14 protein-coding genes are annotated in these 16,060 nt (G+C 43.9%); 10 read left to right on the plus strand and 4 right to left on the minus strand.

The features are described 5' to 3' along the window. The first annotated feature begins 2 nt into the window (after nt 1–2). Nucleotides 3–968, plus strand: coding sequence for a carbohydrate kinase family protein (locus OCV88_RS05430; RefSeq protein WP_158424563.1), 966 nt, complete (start codon nt 3–5; stop codon nt 966–968). 77 nt (nt 969–1,045) lie between these two features. Here OCV88_RS05430 and OCV88_RS05435 read toward each other — a convergent pair whose 3' ends face one another. Then, entirely contained in the window at nt 1,046–2,536 is a 1,491-nt protein-coding gene (locus OCV88_RS05435) for a UDP-N-acetylmuramoyl-L-alanyl-D-glutamate--2,6-diaminopimelate ligase (RefSeq protein ID WP_158424564.1), read from the minus strand. A 12-nt stretch (nt 2,537–2,548) separates the two neighbouring features. Then, on the minus strand, nt 2,549–3,403 hold the full coding sequence (gene dapF / locus OCV88_RS05440; protein ID WP_158424565.1) for a diaminopimelate epimerase: 855 nt from the start codon (nt 3,401–3,403) through the stop codon (nt 2,549–2,551). 234 nt (nt 3,404–3,637) lie between these two features. Between dapF and OCV88_RS05445 the strand changes: the two genes are divergently transcribed. After that, entirely contained in the window at nt 3,638–4,084 is a 447-nt protein-coding gene (locus tag OCV88_RS05445) for a VOC family protein (protein ID WP_158424566.1), read from the plus strand. After that, nucleotides 4,084–4,452 (plus strand): arsenate reductase family protein, encoded by a 369-nt coding sequence (locus OCV88_RS05450; protein WP_158424567.1) that lies wholly within the window; start codon nt 4,084–4,086, stop codon nt 4,450–4,452. The genes OCV88_RS05445 and OCV88_RS05450 overlap by 1 nt, the downstream gene beginning before the upstream one ends. A gap of 157 nt (nt 4,453–4,609) precedes the next feature. Here the strand turns inward: OCV88_RS05450 and OCV88_RS05455 are convergent, their stop codons facing one another. Next, nucleotides 4,610–5,182 (minus strand): uracil-DNA glycosylase, encoded by a 573-nt coding sequence (locus OCV88_RS05455; protein ID WP_262590776.1) that lies wholly within the window; start codon nt 5,180–5,182, stop codon nt 4,610–4,612. A gap of 150 nt (nt 5,183–5,332) precedes the next feature. Here OCV88_RS05455 and spoVT point away from each other — a divergent pair, with 150 nt between their 5' ends. From spoVT to OCV88_RS05480, 5 genes are all read left to right on the plus strand, one after another. Continuing rightward, the gene (gene spoVT, locus OCV88_RS05460) at nt 5,333–5,881 is read left to right on the plus strand and encodes a stage V sporulation protein T (protein WP_158424569.1); all 549 of its coding nucleotides are present in this window, start codon (nt 5,333–5,335) and stop codon (nt 5,879–5,881) included. Between the two features lie 2 nt (nt 5,882–5,883). Next, nucleotides 5,884–6,615, plus strand: coding sequence for a tRNA threonylcarbamoyladenosine dehydratase (locus tag OCV88_RS05465; protein WP_158424570.1), 732 nt, complete (start codon nt 5,884–5,886; stop codon nt 6,613–6,615). Further along, complete coding sequence (locus tag OCV88_RS05470; RefSeq protein WP_158424571.1) at nt 6,612–7,664, plus strand: metallophosphoesterase family protein; 1,053 nt, start codon at nt 6,612–6,614, stop codon at nt 7,662–7,664. The genes OCV88_RS05465 and OCV88_RS05470 overlap by 4 nt, the downstream gene beginning before the upstream one ends. A 29-nt stretch (nt 7,665–7,693) precedes the next feature. Continuing rightward, the gene (locus OCV88_RS05475) at nt 7,694–9,295 is read left to right on the plus strand and encodes an ATP-binding protein (protein WP_158424572.1); all 1,602 of its coding nucleotides are present in this window, start codon (nt 7,694–7,696) and stop codon (nt 9,293–9,295) included. Nucleotides 9,296–9,411: 116 nt separating this feature from the next. Next, complete coding sequence (locus OCV88_RS05480; RefSeq protein ID WP_158424573.1) at nt 9,412–10,695, plus strand: sn-glycerol-1-phosphate dehydrogenase; 1,284 nt, start codon at nt 9,412–9,414, stop codon at nt 10,693–10,695. A gap of 258 nt (nt 10,696–10,953) precedes the next feature. On the opposite strand, the gene OCV88_RS05485 is transcribed toward OCV88_RS05480, so the two are convergent. Next, entirely contained in the window at nt 10,954–12,480 is a 1,527-nt protein-coding gene (locus OCV88_RS05485; RefSeq protein ID WP_262590779.1) for a PucR family transcriptional regulator, read from the minus strand. A 208-nt stretch (nt 12,481–12,688) separates the two neighbouring features. Between OCV88_RS05485 and OCV88_RS05490 the strand changes: the two genes are divergently transcribed. Continuing rightward, entirely contained in the window at nt 12,689–14,812 is a 2,124-nt protein-coding gene (locus tag OCV88_RS05490; RefSeq protein WP_158424575.1) for an FAD-dependent oxidoreductase, read from the plus strand. Further along, nucleotides 14,809–16,017, plus strand: coding sequence for an NADH-ubiquinone oxidoreductase-F iron-sulfur binding region domain-containing protein (locus OCV88_RS05495; protein ID WP_158424576.1), 1,209 nt, complete (start codon nt 14,809–14,811; stop codon nt 16,015–16,017). The genes OCV88_RS05490 and OCV88_RS05495 overlap by 4 nt, the downstream gene beginning before the upstream one ends. The last annotated feature ends 43 nt before the right edge of the window (nt 16,018–16,060 follow it).

Consider the following 16,060-nt stretch of genomic DNA (forward strand, 5'->3'; position numbering starts at 1 on the left):
GAATGAAAGATATTGATGTATTGGCCCTTGGTGAATTATTAATTGATTTTACCAGCAACGGAATCAGTGAACAGGGAAACGGATTGTTCGAAGCAAATCCGGGCGGAGCCCCCTGCAATGTATTGGCGATATTAAATAAGCTGGGCAGGAAAACCGGTTTTATCGGTAAAGTAGGAAACGATGGATTTGGACGGATGCTGAAACAAACGCTGGAGGAGCTTGGAATTGATACAGAAGGTCTGTATCTGGATGATGTATATCATACAACGCTTGCGCTGGTTCATACAGATAAGAGCGGCGACCGGGATTTTTCCTTTTATAGAGATCCGGGTGCAGATGTGATGCTGACCGCAGATGAAGTAGATCCTAAATTAATCAAACGTGCTAAAATCTTTCATTATGGAACATTATCCATGACACATGACGGTGTCAGAGCTGCAACGAGAAAAGCCATTGAAATTGCAAAAGAAGCGGGGATGCTGCTGTCTTTTGATCCAAATTACAGAGAGCCTTTATGGAAAAGCAAAGAAGCAGCTAGAGAACAGATTGCCTATGGCCTCTCTCAGTGTGATATTCTCAAGATTTCTGAAGAAGAGCTGGAGATGATGACGGGAACGTCGGATATTGAAGCAGGAGCTGTGGATTTTAAAGAAAAATATCCAAATATAAAATTGTTAAATGTCACGGCCGGAGGCGACGGAAGCTATTCTTATTACAAAGATATGAAGGTATTTGTTCCGGGCTTTCTGCTGGGTGGAACTATTGAGACTACCGGGGCAGGAGATACCTTTGGAGGAGCGGTTTTAAATTTTGTATTGGAGCATGGCATTGAGAATCTTTCCAAGGAAGATTTAACAGAAATGCTTCGGTTCGCAAATGCCGCCGCCTATCTGGTAACTACAAGAAAAGGAGCCCTTCGTTCTATGCCGGAGCGGGAGCAGATAGAAGATATTTTGAAAAATAATTGACAGAAAAATAATTAAGGAAAAAGGCCATCACATCTGGTAATGATGTGGCGGCCTTTAAAAAATGTCTGTGTGTTGAATCAGCTTTTTGATGAACGGCCCAGATTCAGTCTGCGGGCCTGCTCCTCAATGACTTCCCGATCGCTGAAGTGATGCTTGATACCTTCGATTTCCTGATAATCTTCATGTCCTTTTCCGGCCACAATAATAACATCCCCTTCCTGAGCGTGTTCTAAGGCATAGGAAATTGCATTGGTACGGTCTTCAATCATCCTATAGGCGCCATCAGCTTTCTGGACGCCGGTCAGGATATCATTAATAATTTCCCCTGGTTTTTCAAAGCGGGGATTATCGGAAGTAATAATAGAAAAATCTGCCATGCGGGATGAAACCTCCCCCATTTCAAAGCGGCGTGCTTTGGAACGGTTACCGCCGCAGCCAAATACTGTGACAAGGCGTCGGGGATGGTATTCCCGCAGGGAGCTTAAGAGGCTCTCAAGGCTCATAGCATTATGGGCATAGTCAATCATAATAGTAAATTTGTCTGAAACGGGAACGATTTCTACTCTTCCTTTTACCTGAACATCTTTGAGAACATCTTTGATCAAAGACAGATCATCTGTAAAATGCAGACATACGGCAATGGCAGTCAGTGAATTGTAGACACTGAAACGGCCGGGGATGTCTACTTCAACTTTCATGTTGACTTTCCCGGATAACTGATAGCGGATACCGAGTATTCCGGGTTTGGTAAACAAATCCAGATCGGATGCCTTAAGATCGGCATCTTTTTCTAGTCCAAAGGTTTCGATATCACAGGAAGCATTTTTTATCATCTGGTCAACATAAGGATCATCCGCGTTTACAATTCCGTGCCGGCACTGCCGAAACAGCATTGCCTTGCAGTTTAAATAATCCTGAAAATCTTTATGTTCTGCAGGACCGATATGATCTTCTGATAGGTTGGTGAAAATACCATAATCAAATGTGAATCCGGATACCCGGTGAAGCATCAGCCCCTGTGAGGAGACTTCCATTACCACACACTGACAGCCGGCAGCAGCCATTTTGGCAAATGTTTCCTGAACAATATAAGATTCCGGCGTTGTGTTTGCAGCTGGAATATGTTCATCTCCAATGATCGTTTCAATGGTTCCGATCAGTCCGGTTTTGACACCTGTCTTTTCCAGAACAGACTTAACCATATAGGTAGTAGTGGTTTTTCCCTTTGTTCCCGTAATGCCGATAGTAGTCAGCTTTTCGGCGGGATTGCCAAAGTAATCTGCGGACATGCAGGCCAGGGCATGACGGGTATTTTCAACCTGGATAATGGTAATATCAAATCCGGCCAGCTGATCTGCGACGTCTTTTTCTACAATTACGGCGGCAGCACCTGCTTTTGCCACATCTGTAACAAAATCATGGGCGTCTCTTGCGGTTCCGCTTATGCAGACAAACACATCCTGGGGGCTGACTTTGCGTGAGTCGTAAATAAGCCGGGAAACTTTTGTTTCCACAGAGCCTTTCAGACAGTTATAATCCAGTTTGGAGAGTAAATTAATTAGTTTCATGGGAACCTCCTTTTAGATTTCAATGCTGCCGGTACAGATGATGGCTGCCGGACCGGTCATAAATACAGTATTTTTGTTCTGATCGTAATGGATCGTAAGGTCTCCTCCCAGCAGGTGGACGGTCACATTGTTTTCGGTTAGTCCGTTTAGGACGCAGGCTACAACACTGGCGCACGCTCCGGTACCGCAGGCGAGAGTTTCTCCGGAGCCTCGTTCCCAGACGCGCATATCAATCTGATTTCTGTCAATCACATGGATAAATTCGGTATTTACCTGTTCCGGGAAGTATGGATGTTTTTCAAACAAAGGTCCGATTTTTTCCAGATCAAGAATGTGTACGTCATCTACAAATATAATGGCATGAGGATTACCCATAGAGACGCAGGTCATCCGATATTCTGTCTCCTTTCCGTCAACGGACACTGTAATGGGAGTGTTTACAACGGAGTCTTTTGGGCCATTGGGAATAACTACAGGTACATCCGCAGGGGTCAGGGATGGTGCACCCATGTCAACAGTTACGGTTTTTACAGAACCATTTGAGACATTGAGATTTAAAGTTTTAATTCCGGATAATGTTTCTACCGTAATAGTAGTTTTATCTGTCAATTTATTGTCGTATACGTATTTGGCAACACAGCGGATTCCGTTGCCGCACATTTTCCCTTCGGAACCGTCGGCATTGTACATTGCCATCCTAAAATCTGCGGTTTTAGAAGGGCAGATGCAGATCAGGCCGTCGGAACCAATTCCAAAATGCCGGTCACTGACGATTCTGGAGACCTCATTTGGATTTGAGAGGGACTCTTCAAAACAGTTCACATAGATATAATCATTGCCGCAGCCATGCATTTTTGTAAATTTCATATAAATCCCCTTTCGATTTAAAAGTAAAAATTGTAATTGTAAAAATTTTAGCACAAATGGAGCTGTGATGCACTATATTCAAAGGAAAATCTTTGCCCGGGGTTCTTTTTACAGTTTATGTAGACTTCATCTATTTCATTAGGAAAAAGAATATTATCAGGCGGTTTCGGAATTGACAAGTCAGATGAGATAGGTAATACTAATTTATATGGTTTTTAATATGGAGGAAGAATTATGGCAGTGAAAATAAACGGAATTAATCATTTTGCAATCAGTGTAGCAGATCTGGAGGAAACCATTCAGTGGTACTCGAATATTTTTGGATTTTATGTAGTTAACCGCTCAGAAATTCCGGGAGCAGATATCCGTGTAGCTCATCTGCAGGGAGAAGGCTTTTTACTGGAAGTATTTGAGGCTCAGGGCTCGGCCTTATTACCTGAAGACCGGAAAGTGCCAAACCGTGATCTGATGACTCAGGGTAATAAACACATGTCTTTCGGTGTGCCGGACGGAAGGGCTGCCAAGGCTCAGCTGGAGGCTCTGGGAGTGGAAATCGCCATGGTGGCGGAAGTAGATGATACCTATGGAGTATTTATCCGTGATAATACAGGTAATCTGATTGAAATATTCGAAGAAAAAGGCGATGTGGTATTTAATCAACATAAATCAGGAGGTAAATAATGGCTTTATTTATATGTTATTCAAAATGCTCTACCTGTAAAAAGGCGGAAAAATGGCTGCAGGAGCAGGGCGTGGAATATACAGTGCGCCCGATTAAGGAACAAAATCCAACCAAAGAGGAGCTGGCCTTGTGGCATGAGAAAAGCGGACTGGATATCAAACGATTTTTTAATACAAGCGGCAATCTTTACAAAGAAATGAAATTAAAGGACAGGCTTGCGGATATGAGTCTGGATGAAAAGCTGGAGCTGCTGTCAACAGATGGGATGCTTGTAAAACGTCCGATTCTGGTGGATGGGGATACTGTTCTGGTTGGATTTAAAGAAGCAGAATGGCAGGATAAAACAGAAATTTTGGCAGAAAGGTAAAGGAGAACGGTATCGTATAGATTATGATACCGGCAGTCCTGCTTAAAAATTATAAAGAGATTTGCAGACCTTAAAAAACGTCTTTCTTTGTGAGATAATCCGGTGCTTGGGAGCCGGAGCAGATGTAAGGGGGCAAATCTCTTTTTTGTGTGTAGATCTATCCGTTGGCCAGATTTGTATGTATTTCCTTTCGTTTTTTGCATATTTCCTTAAAATCCCGCCGGGCATCTTCTAGTTTGGAAGGATCGCGCAGAAGGGCGGAAGGATGGTAGACTGCGGTTAGATAGCAGTTTTTCCGATGAATCCAGGTCCCGTGCTGTCTTGTAATACGGTAGTTAGGTTCAATTAAACGCTGAGCTGCTACACGTCCGAGACAGACAATGATTTTGGGCTTTAAAAGATAAGTTTCCAGTTTTAGATACGGGAAGCAGGCGTCTTTTTCATAATCTTTGGGGTCCCGGTTTCCCGGAGGATGACATTTAATAATGTTGGTCAGATAAATGTCTTGCCGGCTCAGATCTGCTCCGGACAAAAGTTCGTCAAAAACTGTGCCGGCAGGTCCAATAAAGGGAATGCCCATCTGATCCTCCTGGGCACCGGGGGCTTCTGCCACAAACATAAGGTCCGCCTTGAAAGAACCCTGTCCGGGAACTGCTAGATGCCTGGAACGGGAGAGGGGACATCTGGTACAGGACGATATTTCGGCCTGGATTTCTTCCCATGTGTACATAATAAAACCTCCTGTGTAAAAGTTTAAAGTCAGTATAACACAAAAAAATGTTTTTTAATGTTATAGTATAAAAATTTCCATTTGACGAATACTACATTTATCCAAACGATGAAGATAAATGGAAAATTGTTAAATGGAGGAATTTATTTTATGAAAGCAACAGGAATTGTGCGCAGAATAGATGATCTGGGGAGAGTCGTGGTGCCAAAAGAAATCCGGCGTACATTAAGGATCCGGGAAGGAGATCCGCTGGAAATTTTTACTGACAGAGAAGGGGAAATAATTCTGAAAAAGTATTCGCCTATTGGGGAGCTGGGGCAGTTTGCAGGCCAGTATGCAGAAAGTCTTGCTAAAACATCAGGATGTCTGGCATGTGTTACAGATCGTGATCATGTCATTGCGGCAGCGGGAACGGGAAAAAAGGAATTTGAAGGAAAAGAGATCAGCGCGCAGCTGGAGGCTCTGATTGAAGAGAGAGAAAATTTTGTTGCCAATAAAACAGAAAAGGATCTCATAAAGATTACTATTGATGATGCTGGTGAATTTGCTTCTCAGGCAGTAAGTACCATCATCTGTGAAGGGGATGCAATTGGTTCGGTTATCCTGTATAATAAGAACGAAAAAGAAAAAATGGGTGATACCGAAGATAAGCTGGTGCGGACGGCGTCTGGTTTTCTCGGAAAACAAATGGAGCAGTAAACATGAAACAGGAATTTTCAAGAACAGCCCTTCTTCTGGGAGAAGAAGGGGTACATAAATTAAGCAGGGCGCGGGTAGCGGTATTTGGCGTCGGCGGTGTAGGAGGCTATGCGGCGGAAGCGCTGGCCAGAAGCGGTATTGGGGCACTTGATCTGATTGATAAGGACGTGGTAAGCCTGTCCAATATAAACAGACAGATTATTGCGCTTCACAGTACCGTTGGACGTTATAAGGTCGATGTCATGAAGGAGCGGATTCTTGACATTAATCCGGATGCACAGGTAAATAGTTATCCTTGTTTTTATCTGCCGGAGACAGCGGAGGAGTTTTCTTTTAATCAGTATGATTATGTGGTGGACGCGGTAGATACCGTCAGTGCTAAAATTGCCCTGGTAATGCAGGCAAAGGAAGCCGGGGTACCGATTATTTCCTGTATGGGGGCAGGCAATAAGATGGATCCCTCAAGGTTTGAGACGGCGGATATTTTTGAGACAGAAATCTGTCCGCTGGCCCGGGTTATGCGGAGGGAGCTTCGGAAACGGGGAATAGAAAAGTTAAAAGTAGTTTATTCAAGAGAAGCCGCTGCAGTGCCAATTCATGCGCAGTGTGATTCTCAATCCGGTAAAACAGTTCCGGGGAGCCTGGCTTTTGTCCCTTCAGCTGCGGGTTTGATTTTAGCGGGGGAAGTGATTCGTGAGTTGTCAGGAAAGTTTCCGGAAGGAGTGCAGACATGAAATTTATTCAGATAGCAGACGTTCATCTTGGCGTAAAACCGGATGCGGGAAAACCATGGAGTGAAAGGCGCGCAGAGGATATCTGGAGTTCTTTTGCCGGCGTGGTAAGGTTAGCGGCAAAGGAGGAGGCTGATCTGCTGCTGATTGCAGGAGATTTATTTCACAGACAGCCTTTGAAGCGGGAGCTGAAGGAAGTGGCAGCGTTATTTGGCGAATTGAAGAATACACAGATTGTTCTTGCGGCAGGCAATCATGATTATATGCATCCGAAGTCCTATTACCGGAGTTTTGTGTGGCCGGAACACGTGCATTTTATTGCAGGGGAGGACCTGGAGCCGGTATATTTAAGTTCATTGGATGTAACTGTATGGGGTTCTAGTTATTGGGGGCCGGAAGATAAACGGCATATCTATCAGACCGGAAAATTAGATGGAAGAGGGCTTCAGATTCTTCTGGGGCATGGAGGTGATGAAAAGCATCACCCCTTTACCCTGACTGAACTTCAGGAAGCCGGTTATGATTATGCGGCCTTTGGTCATATACATATTCCTCAGAAACTGAAAGACCACAAAGTTATTATGAGCGGTTCTCTGGAACCGACGGACTGTAATGACTTTGGGCCCCACGGATACTGGATGGGAGAGCTTTACAAAGACAGCTGCCAGGTTCAGTTTTACCCTGTCAAAAACTGTGAATACGTAAAAACAACTGTGGAAATAACACCGGATATGGGGCAGCGGCAGATGATTGAGGCAGCAAGAGAGCAGCTGTCAGCCAGGGAAGCCTTTCAGATCTCACATTTGATTTTGTCCGGAAGGCGGGATGCAGATATGGAAGTTCCCGTAGAAGAGCTGCAGCAGCTGCCCAGGGTTGTTAAGGTGCTTGATATGACCGGGGCAGATTATTGTTTTGAAAAGTTGAAGGAAGATTATTCCGGAACTTTGCTGGCGGCATTTATTGAATATATGGAGGGAGTATCCGACCAGAGGCTGAAAGAGGATGCGCTGTATTATGGCGTGCAGGCTATGTTTGAGGCTATGAATGAGTAGACTGTGAAAGTGTGACGGAAAAAGGCAGTATGATTATAAAAAGAATAGATATTAGAAAGTTTGGAGTTCTGCAGAGCTGTCAGGAAAACTTCTCTGACGGTCTGAATATAATATATGGTGAAAATGAAGCGGGCAAATCTACCATGCAGCAGTTTTTAAAGGGAATGCTGTTTGGATTGGAGAAAAAGAGAGGGAAGGCTTCTGAAGGCGATCCTTATCAGAAGTATGAGCCGTGGGATGCGCCTTCTTTTTATTCCGGTAGTATGGTGTTTGAGACCGGGGGAAGAGAGTTTTTACTGGAGCGGAATTTTTATTCAAAAGAGAAAACTTCCCGTTTACTGAATGTACAGGATTTTGAGGAGCTCTCAGTGGAGCATGGAGATCTGCAGATGCTTCTTGGAGGAATATCGAAAGCTGCTTATGAAAATACATATTTTATTTCCCAGGACCGGCTTTTACCGGGAAAGGATCTTGGAGCGCTTCTGGCAGATGAGAAAAATAATTTTTCCCGGACCGGAGATGGAAGCTTTCAGCTGTCGGCAGCTGTCCGTACATTACAGGATAGAAGAAAAAGGTATGAAAAGCAGCGAAAGATACTGCAGACTGAAAGAGAGGAAAGATTTAGACAGCTTGAAACGGAAGAAGCAGTTCTGATGCGGGACTATGAATCTGTGAAGATAAAAATTCAGGAAAAGAAAGAGGAACGGAAACGTATTGAGTATCGTATAGAGAGTTTTAGAAAGGAAAATATCAAGAGCGCTGGGGGGATTGTCCCGCCGGGGGATGAAAATGAAAAAAGAGCATGGAATCCGTGGATTATTTTCGGGGTAGTATGCTTTTTGTTAAATCATCTTTTGAAAGGGACGCTGCATCTGCCGGGAGCTGTCTTTTTTATACTGCAGGCAATTTTTGCCGGAATGGTTGTTTTTGGGATTGTACGTGTGTTTCAGCAAAAGAAGGCTGAGGAGTTAAGGGAAATACAGGAAAGGAGCAGCACTGAGCAGAAAGAGGAGCAGCAAGAAGCGGAAATAAACAGAATGTATGAATCGGTAAAAATGATACAAGGTGCTCTGGCTGCAATAGAGGAGGAAGGCAGAGACAGGGAACTTAGTCTGGAAAATATCCGTGAGCAGAAAAAAGAGCAGAGCACGGCTGGGGCTGAAGAACTAGAGCTTTTAAGGAAAGAAGAGGCGGTATGTCTGGCGGAAGAGATATTGAAAAAATTGTCTGCCGACTTTCAGGCGGACCGGGATGATTTTTTAAATGAACAGATGTCGGAGATTATTTCTCAAATTACCAAAGGAAAGTATGATGATATACGGATAAATGAAAAGCATGGAATAGAGGTTGTATCAGAGTTTCAGACAAGAAAGCCCGAAGCGTACAGTCAGGCTACCATGCAGCAGATGTATTTTGCTTATCGGATGGCGGCAGGCAGACTGCTGGCGGGGGAAGAAAAGCTTCCGCTGATGTTTGATGAAGCTTTTGCGGGGTATGACAGACAACGGCTTTTGGCAGTGCTTCAATGGCTGGCGCGACAGGAACAACAGGTATTTTTGTTTACCTGCAGGGAGCTGGAAGCGGATATTCTGCGGGAAAATCAGATTAAATTTCAGGAAATCAGATTGTAATTATGAAATTTCAGTTGTTTTGTGCTGAAATGTATGAGAAAATGGTTCTATATATCAGGAAGCCAGTGCATTTCTGAATAGGAATACGTGTGAAATAAAATAAAGGAGATAAATTAATGGACATTGACCTTGGTCATTTAAGGAAGCCGTGCGTCTGTGGAAGAGAGCATAAACTGCAAGTCCGGGAGATTTATGTGGAACCGGGAGCGGTTTCACATCTCATGGACATTCTGGAGAATTTTCAGAATCCGGTATTGATCTGCGACAGCAATACACGGGCGGCGGCGGAACCGTTTTTAGAAGAAGAATATAAGGATTATCCGGTGATTGAATTAAATCCGGAAGGGCTGACGGCAGATAATGAGAGTGTTGAGAAGGTTTTGACACAGGTGGATTTCTGCGACAGAGGATGCAGTGCAGTGCCGGTAGACATTTTGGTGGCTATTGGTGCGGGAACGATTCATGAACTGACACGCTACTGCGCCAATGAGCATGGGATTCCGTTTGTTTCGATACCTACAGCTGCCAGCGGAGACAGCTTTGCTTCAACGGTGGCGGCAATTACCTGGGATGGGATGAAAAAAACACTCCCTGCCGCGGCGCCTGAATGGATTCTGGCGGATACAGATATTTTTTCCGCAGCTCCCTATAAGCTTACAGCGGCTGGAATATCAGATGTGCTTGGGAAATATACGGCGTTGCTGGATTGGAGAGTTTCACATCTGCTGACAGATGAATACATATGTGAAGAGATCTGTGAAATGGAAGAGGATATGATCAGGGATATCCGCCATGAACTGGATGATATCCGGGACGGTGATAAGGATGCCATGGAGAAGCTTATGTATGCGCTTATTTTTTCAGGGCTTGCCATGCAGATGGCGGGAACGTCAAGACCGGTATCCGGCGCGGAACATCATGTGGCGCATCTGCTGGATATGGAGTCCGGGAAGTGTGCAAAGCCGGTTCTTCATGGAGAAAAGGTATCTGTAGGACTTCTTCTGGTGATTGAGGAATATAAGAAACTGGCGGGATGGATACGGGCCAAAAGAACAGTGGTACAGAGTGAAACACTTAAAGGACTGGAGTACGGCCTTTTGGAGAAGGTGTTTGGAAAAGAAACTGTATTGGAAGAGATTCTAGCTGAAAATACGCCAAATCCGCTGGAAGATATTGATCTGGAACGGTTTGAAGAGTCCCTGGAAAAAATTGCGGACCTGATTGATGACCTTCCTGAGACGGAGCAGTTAAGGAATAAGATGAAAAAGGCCGGGTGTATTACGACGCTTTCTGAAATACAGATGACGGAGGGGCAGAAGGAAGACATTCTGCATGTAAGTCCATATGTGCGCAGCAGGCTGACACTGCTAAGGCTGATGAAACTGATTGAAGTAAGGTAGCAGCTGAAGGAAGTTAATAGAAAGAAGACGAAAAAGTATCTCAAAATCATTGGATGAAATGATCTTGAGATACTTTTTGTGTAACAGAAAAAATAAAAGGGATATCGGTTAATAAATAGTCATGAATAGAGCTAGGGCATCACTCAATAAATAGCTCCAGTTGGGAATGTGGTGTGGAGGTAAAGAGTGCCGCAAGCGTTGGCACCCTTCGGCAGAATATGCCAGGGTATTCTTTTCTAACGCAAGCAGGAAATTTTGCTACCTGCTCAAATAATCCCATATTTTAAAGGATAACTCATATAAAAACAGCAGTTTGCTGTCTGTAATAGAGATATTCAATAATTCTTCTATTTTTTTGATTCTGTAAAAAAATGTGCTTCTGTGGACATGAAGATATTCTGCGGTTTTTGCAGCATTTCTGTCATTATCCAGATATGCCCGAAGAGATGGAATAAATTCTGTGTGGTTGATCCTATCATAATCCATCAGCTGTTTTAAGTGGTGGTGGATACCTATTTCCAGGCCGGTATAGTCAGTGTTGGAAAACAGATATTGAGGGAGCAGGTCGGAGCCGAAAAAAAGCAGGTCTTTTGAGTGCATGGCATCTCCCAGCTCCAGTGTATGAAGGGCCTGCCCATAGAAGGAATTAATTTTTAAAATATCGGCAAAGGGCTGGCTGATACCGGCTTTCATATGATTGAGCTGTGCAAAGTTTTTCAGCGGTGCCACAAATTCTTCATCCAGAAGAATCGGTTTATCCTGATTTAAAAACAGAACAATCGTATCCTGATAAACAACAGACATGCTGTTTGGATAAACTGTGCGGAGTGTTGCCATCTGGCGCTTATTAAATAAGGTGCTGTCATGAGGTTCTGTGCAGGCAAGGACGATGAGACAGAAAAACTGGCAGAATCTGCGGTCTAGCAGTTCTAACCGGGAACTGATAAGGTTTACATCGTGGAACCGTCCCTCCAGAAGATCAATAAGGAAATTTTCATACTTCAGGCCGCTTCTTGTAATAAAGAAATCATGTTTCTGCATCTCGATGGCACATGCATCTGCCAGCGCTGTAGTAATTTTTAATTCATAAGGGGTCGCATCAATGTCTGCTTCCAGGCAGACTGCCACATAACCGGCCATAACATTCTGGATTCGAATTGCGCAGAAAATCCAGTTATTATCCGGATGATCTTCTGTTTTGGAAAAAAAAGCTCTTTTGTTTTCATAAATCCGGTCTTCAATCTGCAGACGTTTCAGACTTTCTACTTCGCTGGCAGTAAGAAAGGTGCGGGACTGGCTTCTTTCTATTCCATAAGGCATCTGATTCATCAGCTGAGAAGTTTCTATGATATTATAGCTGGCATCACAGATAGAGATGGGATGCTTCAGAAAGCTTTCTGCCTTTGATACAACATCTTTCAGACCATGTCCGTAGTACAGAGCATGGTATAGCTGATTACTGTGATTCTCAATGAGGGATTCCAGTTTTAGATATTCATTTATTACCGTATATAAAATATGAACTTCCGGAGAACGGTTCATGCGGACCTGGCAAAAAGCTTCATTGGATTGAGCATCAGTGAGAAGAATATATTGATGGGCATCCGATGGTATTGATAGTGCAGCGGAAGAGTCCGGTTTTAAATAAAGCGTATTAAAATCATAAATGGTATCCTTTGTTAAGATATCAACCCGGTTGATCAGGCGTTCTTCTTCATAAGATTCAATAATGATAATCTGAAAGGTTTCTACTATGTGCTGTATGATGGATTTTAATTTAATCATAGGATTTCTCCGATTCAACATATGTTGAAAAACAGGACACTGAAAATATGTTTTTTCAACAGCTGTTTGAAGTGTTTTTCTTGTTGATGTGCTATAATGCAGATAGTTTAACACAGATAGGCTTTTAGAGTCAATTTATAGAATCAACAATTGTTGAAAAATATGAATTGAACAGAGATACAAATATAAGCTGGAGAGGAGAAATAGTATGGCTGTTATAACAATTGACGGTATCCGTCTGGAAGTGCCGGATCAGAAAAATGTTCTGGACTGCGCGCTGGAAGCGGGAATTTATATTCCGCATTTATGCCATCACCCGGATCTGCCGGAAAATGGTTCCTGCCGGATGTGCGTGGTGGAAGTGGAAGGACAGGATGAGGTAGTCCGCTCCTGTATGCTAAAGGCGGAAGATGGTTTAAATATTACCACAAACAGTGAAAGGATAAGCAGGTTAAGGACGCTGGCATTGGAATTATTGCTGGGGGCACACCCGGAGGATTGTTCCACCTGTCCGAAATATGGGAATTGTGAGCTTCAGACACTGATTCAGTATATTGGTGCTAATAATGCCAGAATGAAAAACCGAAGCAGAGGGTTTAAAATGAATGAAGATAATCCACTGCTGATTCATGATATGAACCGCTGTGTATTATGCGGACGCTGTGTAAGAGCCTGTAAGAGACTTAGGGGTGTGGGAATTTTAGATTATCAGAAAAAGGATATGGAGACCTACATAGGGACACTGCACGATAAGCTGTTAAAGGATGCAGACTGTCGGTTTTGTACTGCATGTGCGGAAGTCTGTCCCACAGGAACTATCAGAGATAAAAAGGTATACAGCGCGGCTGACGGAACAAGAGAAGAAGTGCTGGTGCCGTGTAAAAATGCCTGTCCGGCGCATACGGATGTTCCGCGTTATATCCGCTATGTAAAAGAAGGAAAATTTGATGAGGCAGCGGCAGTAATCCGTGAAAAAGTGCCGTTTCCAAAAGCACTGGGTTATATTTGTAATCACGTCTGCGAACTGGAATGTAAAAGAAAAGAAGTCAGTGAAGCTATGTCCATCCGCAATATCAAGCGTTATGCAGCTGAGCAGGATACCGGTTCCTGCTGGAAGGGAAAAGGCAAACAGCTTGCAGATACCGGAAAGAAGGTCTGTATTGTGGGCGGTGGTCCGGCCGGTATGACAGCGGCATATTACCTGCGCAAACAGGGGCATGAGGTTACCGTTAAAGAAGCCCTTCCAACTGTAGGCGGAATGATGGGATATGGCATTCCTTCCTATCGTCTTCCAAGAAATATCATTGAAGAAGAGGCAGCAGTCATTCAGGAGGCCGGAGTCGTAATAGAATGCAATACGAAGGTTGAAAATCCAACGGAACTTCTGAAAGAGTATGATGCGGTATTGATGGCCATTGGAGCACATACCGGCGTCAGACTGCCAATGCAGGGCAATGATCTGGAGGGTGTGCTGCTAAACATTGATTTTCTGCGCAAGGCAAGTCTGGGAGAAGAAACCGGTATGGGCAGGAAAGTTATTGTTCTTGGGGGCGGTAATGTCGCCTTTGACTGTGCCAGAACGGCAAAACGGCTGGGGGCCGAAGAGATTCATCTGGCTTGTCTGGAGGCAAGAGAGGCTATGACTGCAGACGATGAAGAAATAGATCAGGCACAGGAAGAAGGCATTTTTGTTCATCCGGCACAGACTTTTGAAAAGATTACCGGTGAGGATAAAGTGACCGGAGTTGATTTCATGGATGTAAAATCTTTTACTTTTGATGAAAACAGAAGAGCTGTGATTGAAAAAGTAGAGGGAAGCCAACATCATATTGAAGGCGATACGGTAATTTTTGCTGTAGGCCAGAGGCCGGATATTGATGAACATGCAGGACTTGAACTGGGCAGAGGAAACAGTATTAAAGTTAGAGATAAATCTCTTGCGGCGTCAACAGAAGGCATATTTGCCGCAGGCGATGTTGTATACGGAACAAAGTCGGTGATTCAGGCGATTGCATCCGGACGGGATGCGGCGATGGAGATTGACAGATACCTGGGCGGCGATGGAGATATTTCAGAGGTACTTGCTCCGGAAGAAATGCCGGATCCGTACATAGGGCGAAAAGAAGGATTTGGTTATGAAACAAGAGTACAGCCAGATGTAGTGCCGGCAGAAGAGAGAAAAGATAACTTTGGTCTTGTGGACCATGGTATCTGCTCTGATAGTATCTGCGGGGAAGCCGGCAGATGTCTGCAGTGCGATCTGCGGGTTTCAATTAAACAGCCGAAGCTCTGGACAGAATTTTCAGATAAAAAGGAGGCAGTTGAATCATGAGTGCTTTAGAACATGCAAAAGCAGCAGGCGTAAAAGCTGCAATAGAGAAAATTGCTTCCCTGGGAATCAGAGAATATGGAGTATTTTCGGAAGATCTGGCCGGTAAATGGAAACGTATTTTAGGTGAAGGCCAGCATGAGTTAAAATTAGCGGCAGCTCTAAATAACAGCGATACAAGAAGAGTTTTTCTTGAATTGCTGAAATTAGATGCAGATAAAGTATTTGAGGGAATGCAGGCAGCAGGCTATGTGCTTGGCGCCGGGGAACTGGTATTGTATCTGCCCAAAGAAGAGGAAGATCTGAAAAAGGAACTGGAAAGCAGGGCCAAAACTTATGGTATACGGATAGAAAATGCCTTTGTTAATGTAAGAGAATGGCAGGGACATGGGCTGCACCATATTGCCACAATGGCTGAAGTGGCGGATGCCTTTCTGGATTCATACCAGCCAGGAACATATCTGGCTGTCTGTCAGGGAGCAGAAACAGGGGAATTAAAGAGAATCCCTTATGGAACGAAGCTGAATGAAATAGCAGAGCTTGACAAAGCAAAGGCTGTAGAGATAGGTACAAAGCTGTATACGGTATCTGAGGCTGAGGAATGTATAATAGATGAAACGCTGAATACCGGAGATGGTGTGGTGACGGTAATTCCTGAGAGTTCCTGTCTGATGCAGGAAGCGGAAAAAAGACTTTTGATATCCAGAAAGAATGGCTGCGGAAAATGCACATTCTGCCGGGAGGGGCTCAATCAGCTTTACGGACATATGACGGATATTACCAGTGGAAAAGGGAAAAAAGAAGGTCTTGATATGATGAAAGAGATCGGAGAGGCCATGCGGTTTTCCTGCGGCTGTTCTGTTGGAACTGTGGGAGCCGATTTTACCCTTGGAGCGATGGAAGGCTTTATGAGTGAATTTGATGCCCATATTAAAAAACGGAACTGTCCGGCCGGTGTATGTACCTGTTTTATGACAATTTATATTGATCCGAATATCTGTGAAGGCTGTGAGGAATGTGCAGACGTATGTCCGGAAGAATGTATAGAAGGAAAAGCCGGATATATTCATATGATTGATGACTTTGACTGCACAAAGTGCGGAAAATGTATTGAGGCATGTGAATATGATGCTGTTGTACAGACAACAGGGCGGGTGCCAAAACTGCCTTCAAGACTTGTAAAATGCGGTAAGTTTAAAAAGCGTTAGATGTAATTATATTAGATATTAAAAAGATGCAGCAGACAGTAAA

The sequence above is a fragment of the Brotonthovivens ammoniilytica genome (assembly GCF_025566885.1).
Lineage (GTDB): Bacteria > Bacillota > Clostridia > Lachnospirales > Lachnospiraceae > Brotonthovivens > Brotonthovivens ammoniilytica.

Coding starts and splice junctions, on each gene's coding strand:
- dapF (WP_158424565.1), bottom strand. CDS start 3,403: ATGAAATTTACAAAAATGCATGGCTGCGGCAATGATTATATCTATGTG.
- OCV88_RS05465 (WP_158424570.1), top strand. CDS start 5,884: ATGAAACAGGAATTTTCAAGAACAGCCCTTCTTCTGGGAGAAGAAGGG.
- OCV88_RS05480 (WP_158424573.1), top strand. CDS start 9,412: ATGGACATTGACCTTGGTCATTTAAGGAAGCCGTGCGTCTGTGGAAGA.
- OCV88_RS05455 (WP_262590776.1), bottom strand. CDS start 5,182: ATGTACACATGGGAAGAAATCCAGGCCGAAATATCGTCCTGTACCAGA.
- spoVT (WP_158424569.1), top strand. CDS start 5,333: ATGAAAGCAACAGGAATTGTGCGCAGAATAGATGATCTGGGGAGAGTC.
- OCV88_RS05495 (WP_158424576.1), top strand. CDS start 14,809: ATGAGTGCTTTAGAACATGCAAAAGCAGCAGGCGTAAAAGCTGCAATA.
- OCV88_RS05475 (WP_158424572.1), top strand. CDS start 7,694: ATGATTATAAAAAGAATAGATATTAGAAAGTTTGGAGTTCTGCAGAGC.
- OCV88_RS05450 (WP_158424567.1), top strand. CDS start 4,084: ATGGCTTTATTTATATGTTATTCAAAATGCTCTACCTGTAAAAAGGCG.
- OCV88_RS05485 (WP_262590779.1), bottom strand. CDS start 12,480: ATGATTAAATTAAAATCCATCATACAGCACATAGTAGAAACCTTTCAG.
- OCV88_RS05445 (WP_158424566.1), top strand. CDS start 3,638: ATGGCAGTGAAAATAAACGGAATTAATCATTTTGCAATCAGTGTAGCA.
- OCV88_RS05430 (WP_158424563.1), top strand. CDS start 3: ATGAAAGATATTGATGTATTGGCCCTTGGTGAATTATTAATTGATTTT.
- OCV88_RS05490 (WP_158424575.1), top strand. CDS start 12,689: ATGGCTGTTATAACAATTGACGGTATCCGTCTGGAAGTGCCGGATCAG.
- OCV88_RS05435 (WP_158424564.1), bottom strand. CDS start 2,536: ATGAAACTAATTAATTTACTCTCCAAACTGGATTATAACTGTCTGAAA.
- OCV88_RS05470 (WP_158424571.1), top strand. CDS start 6,612: ATGAAATTTATTCAGATAGCAGACGTTCATCTTGGCGTAAAACCGGAT.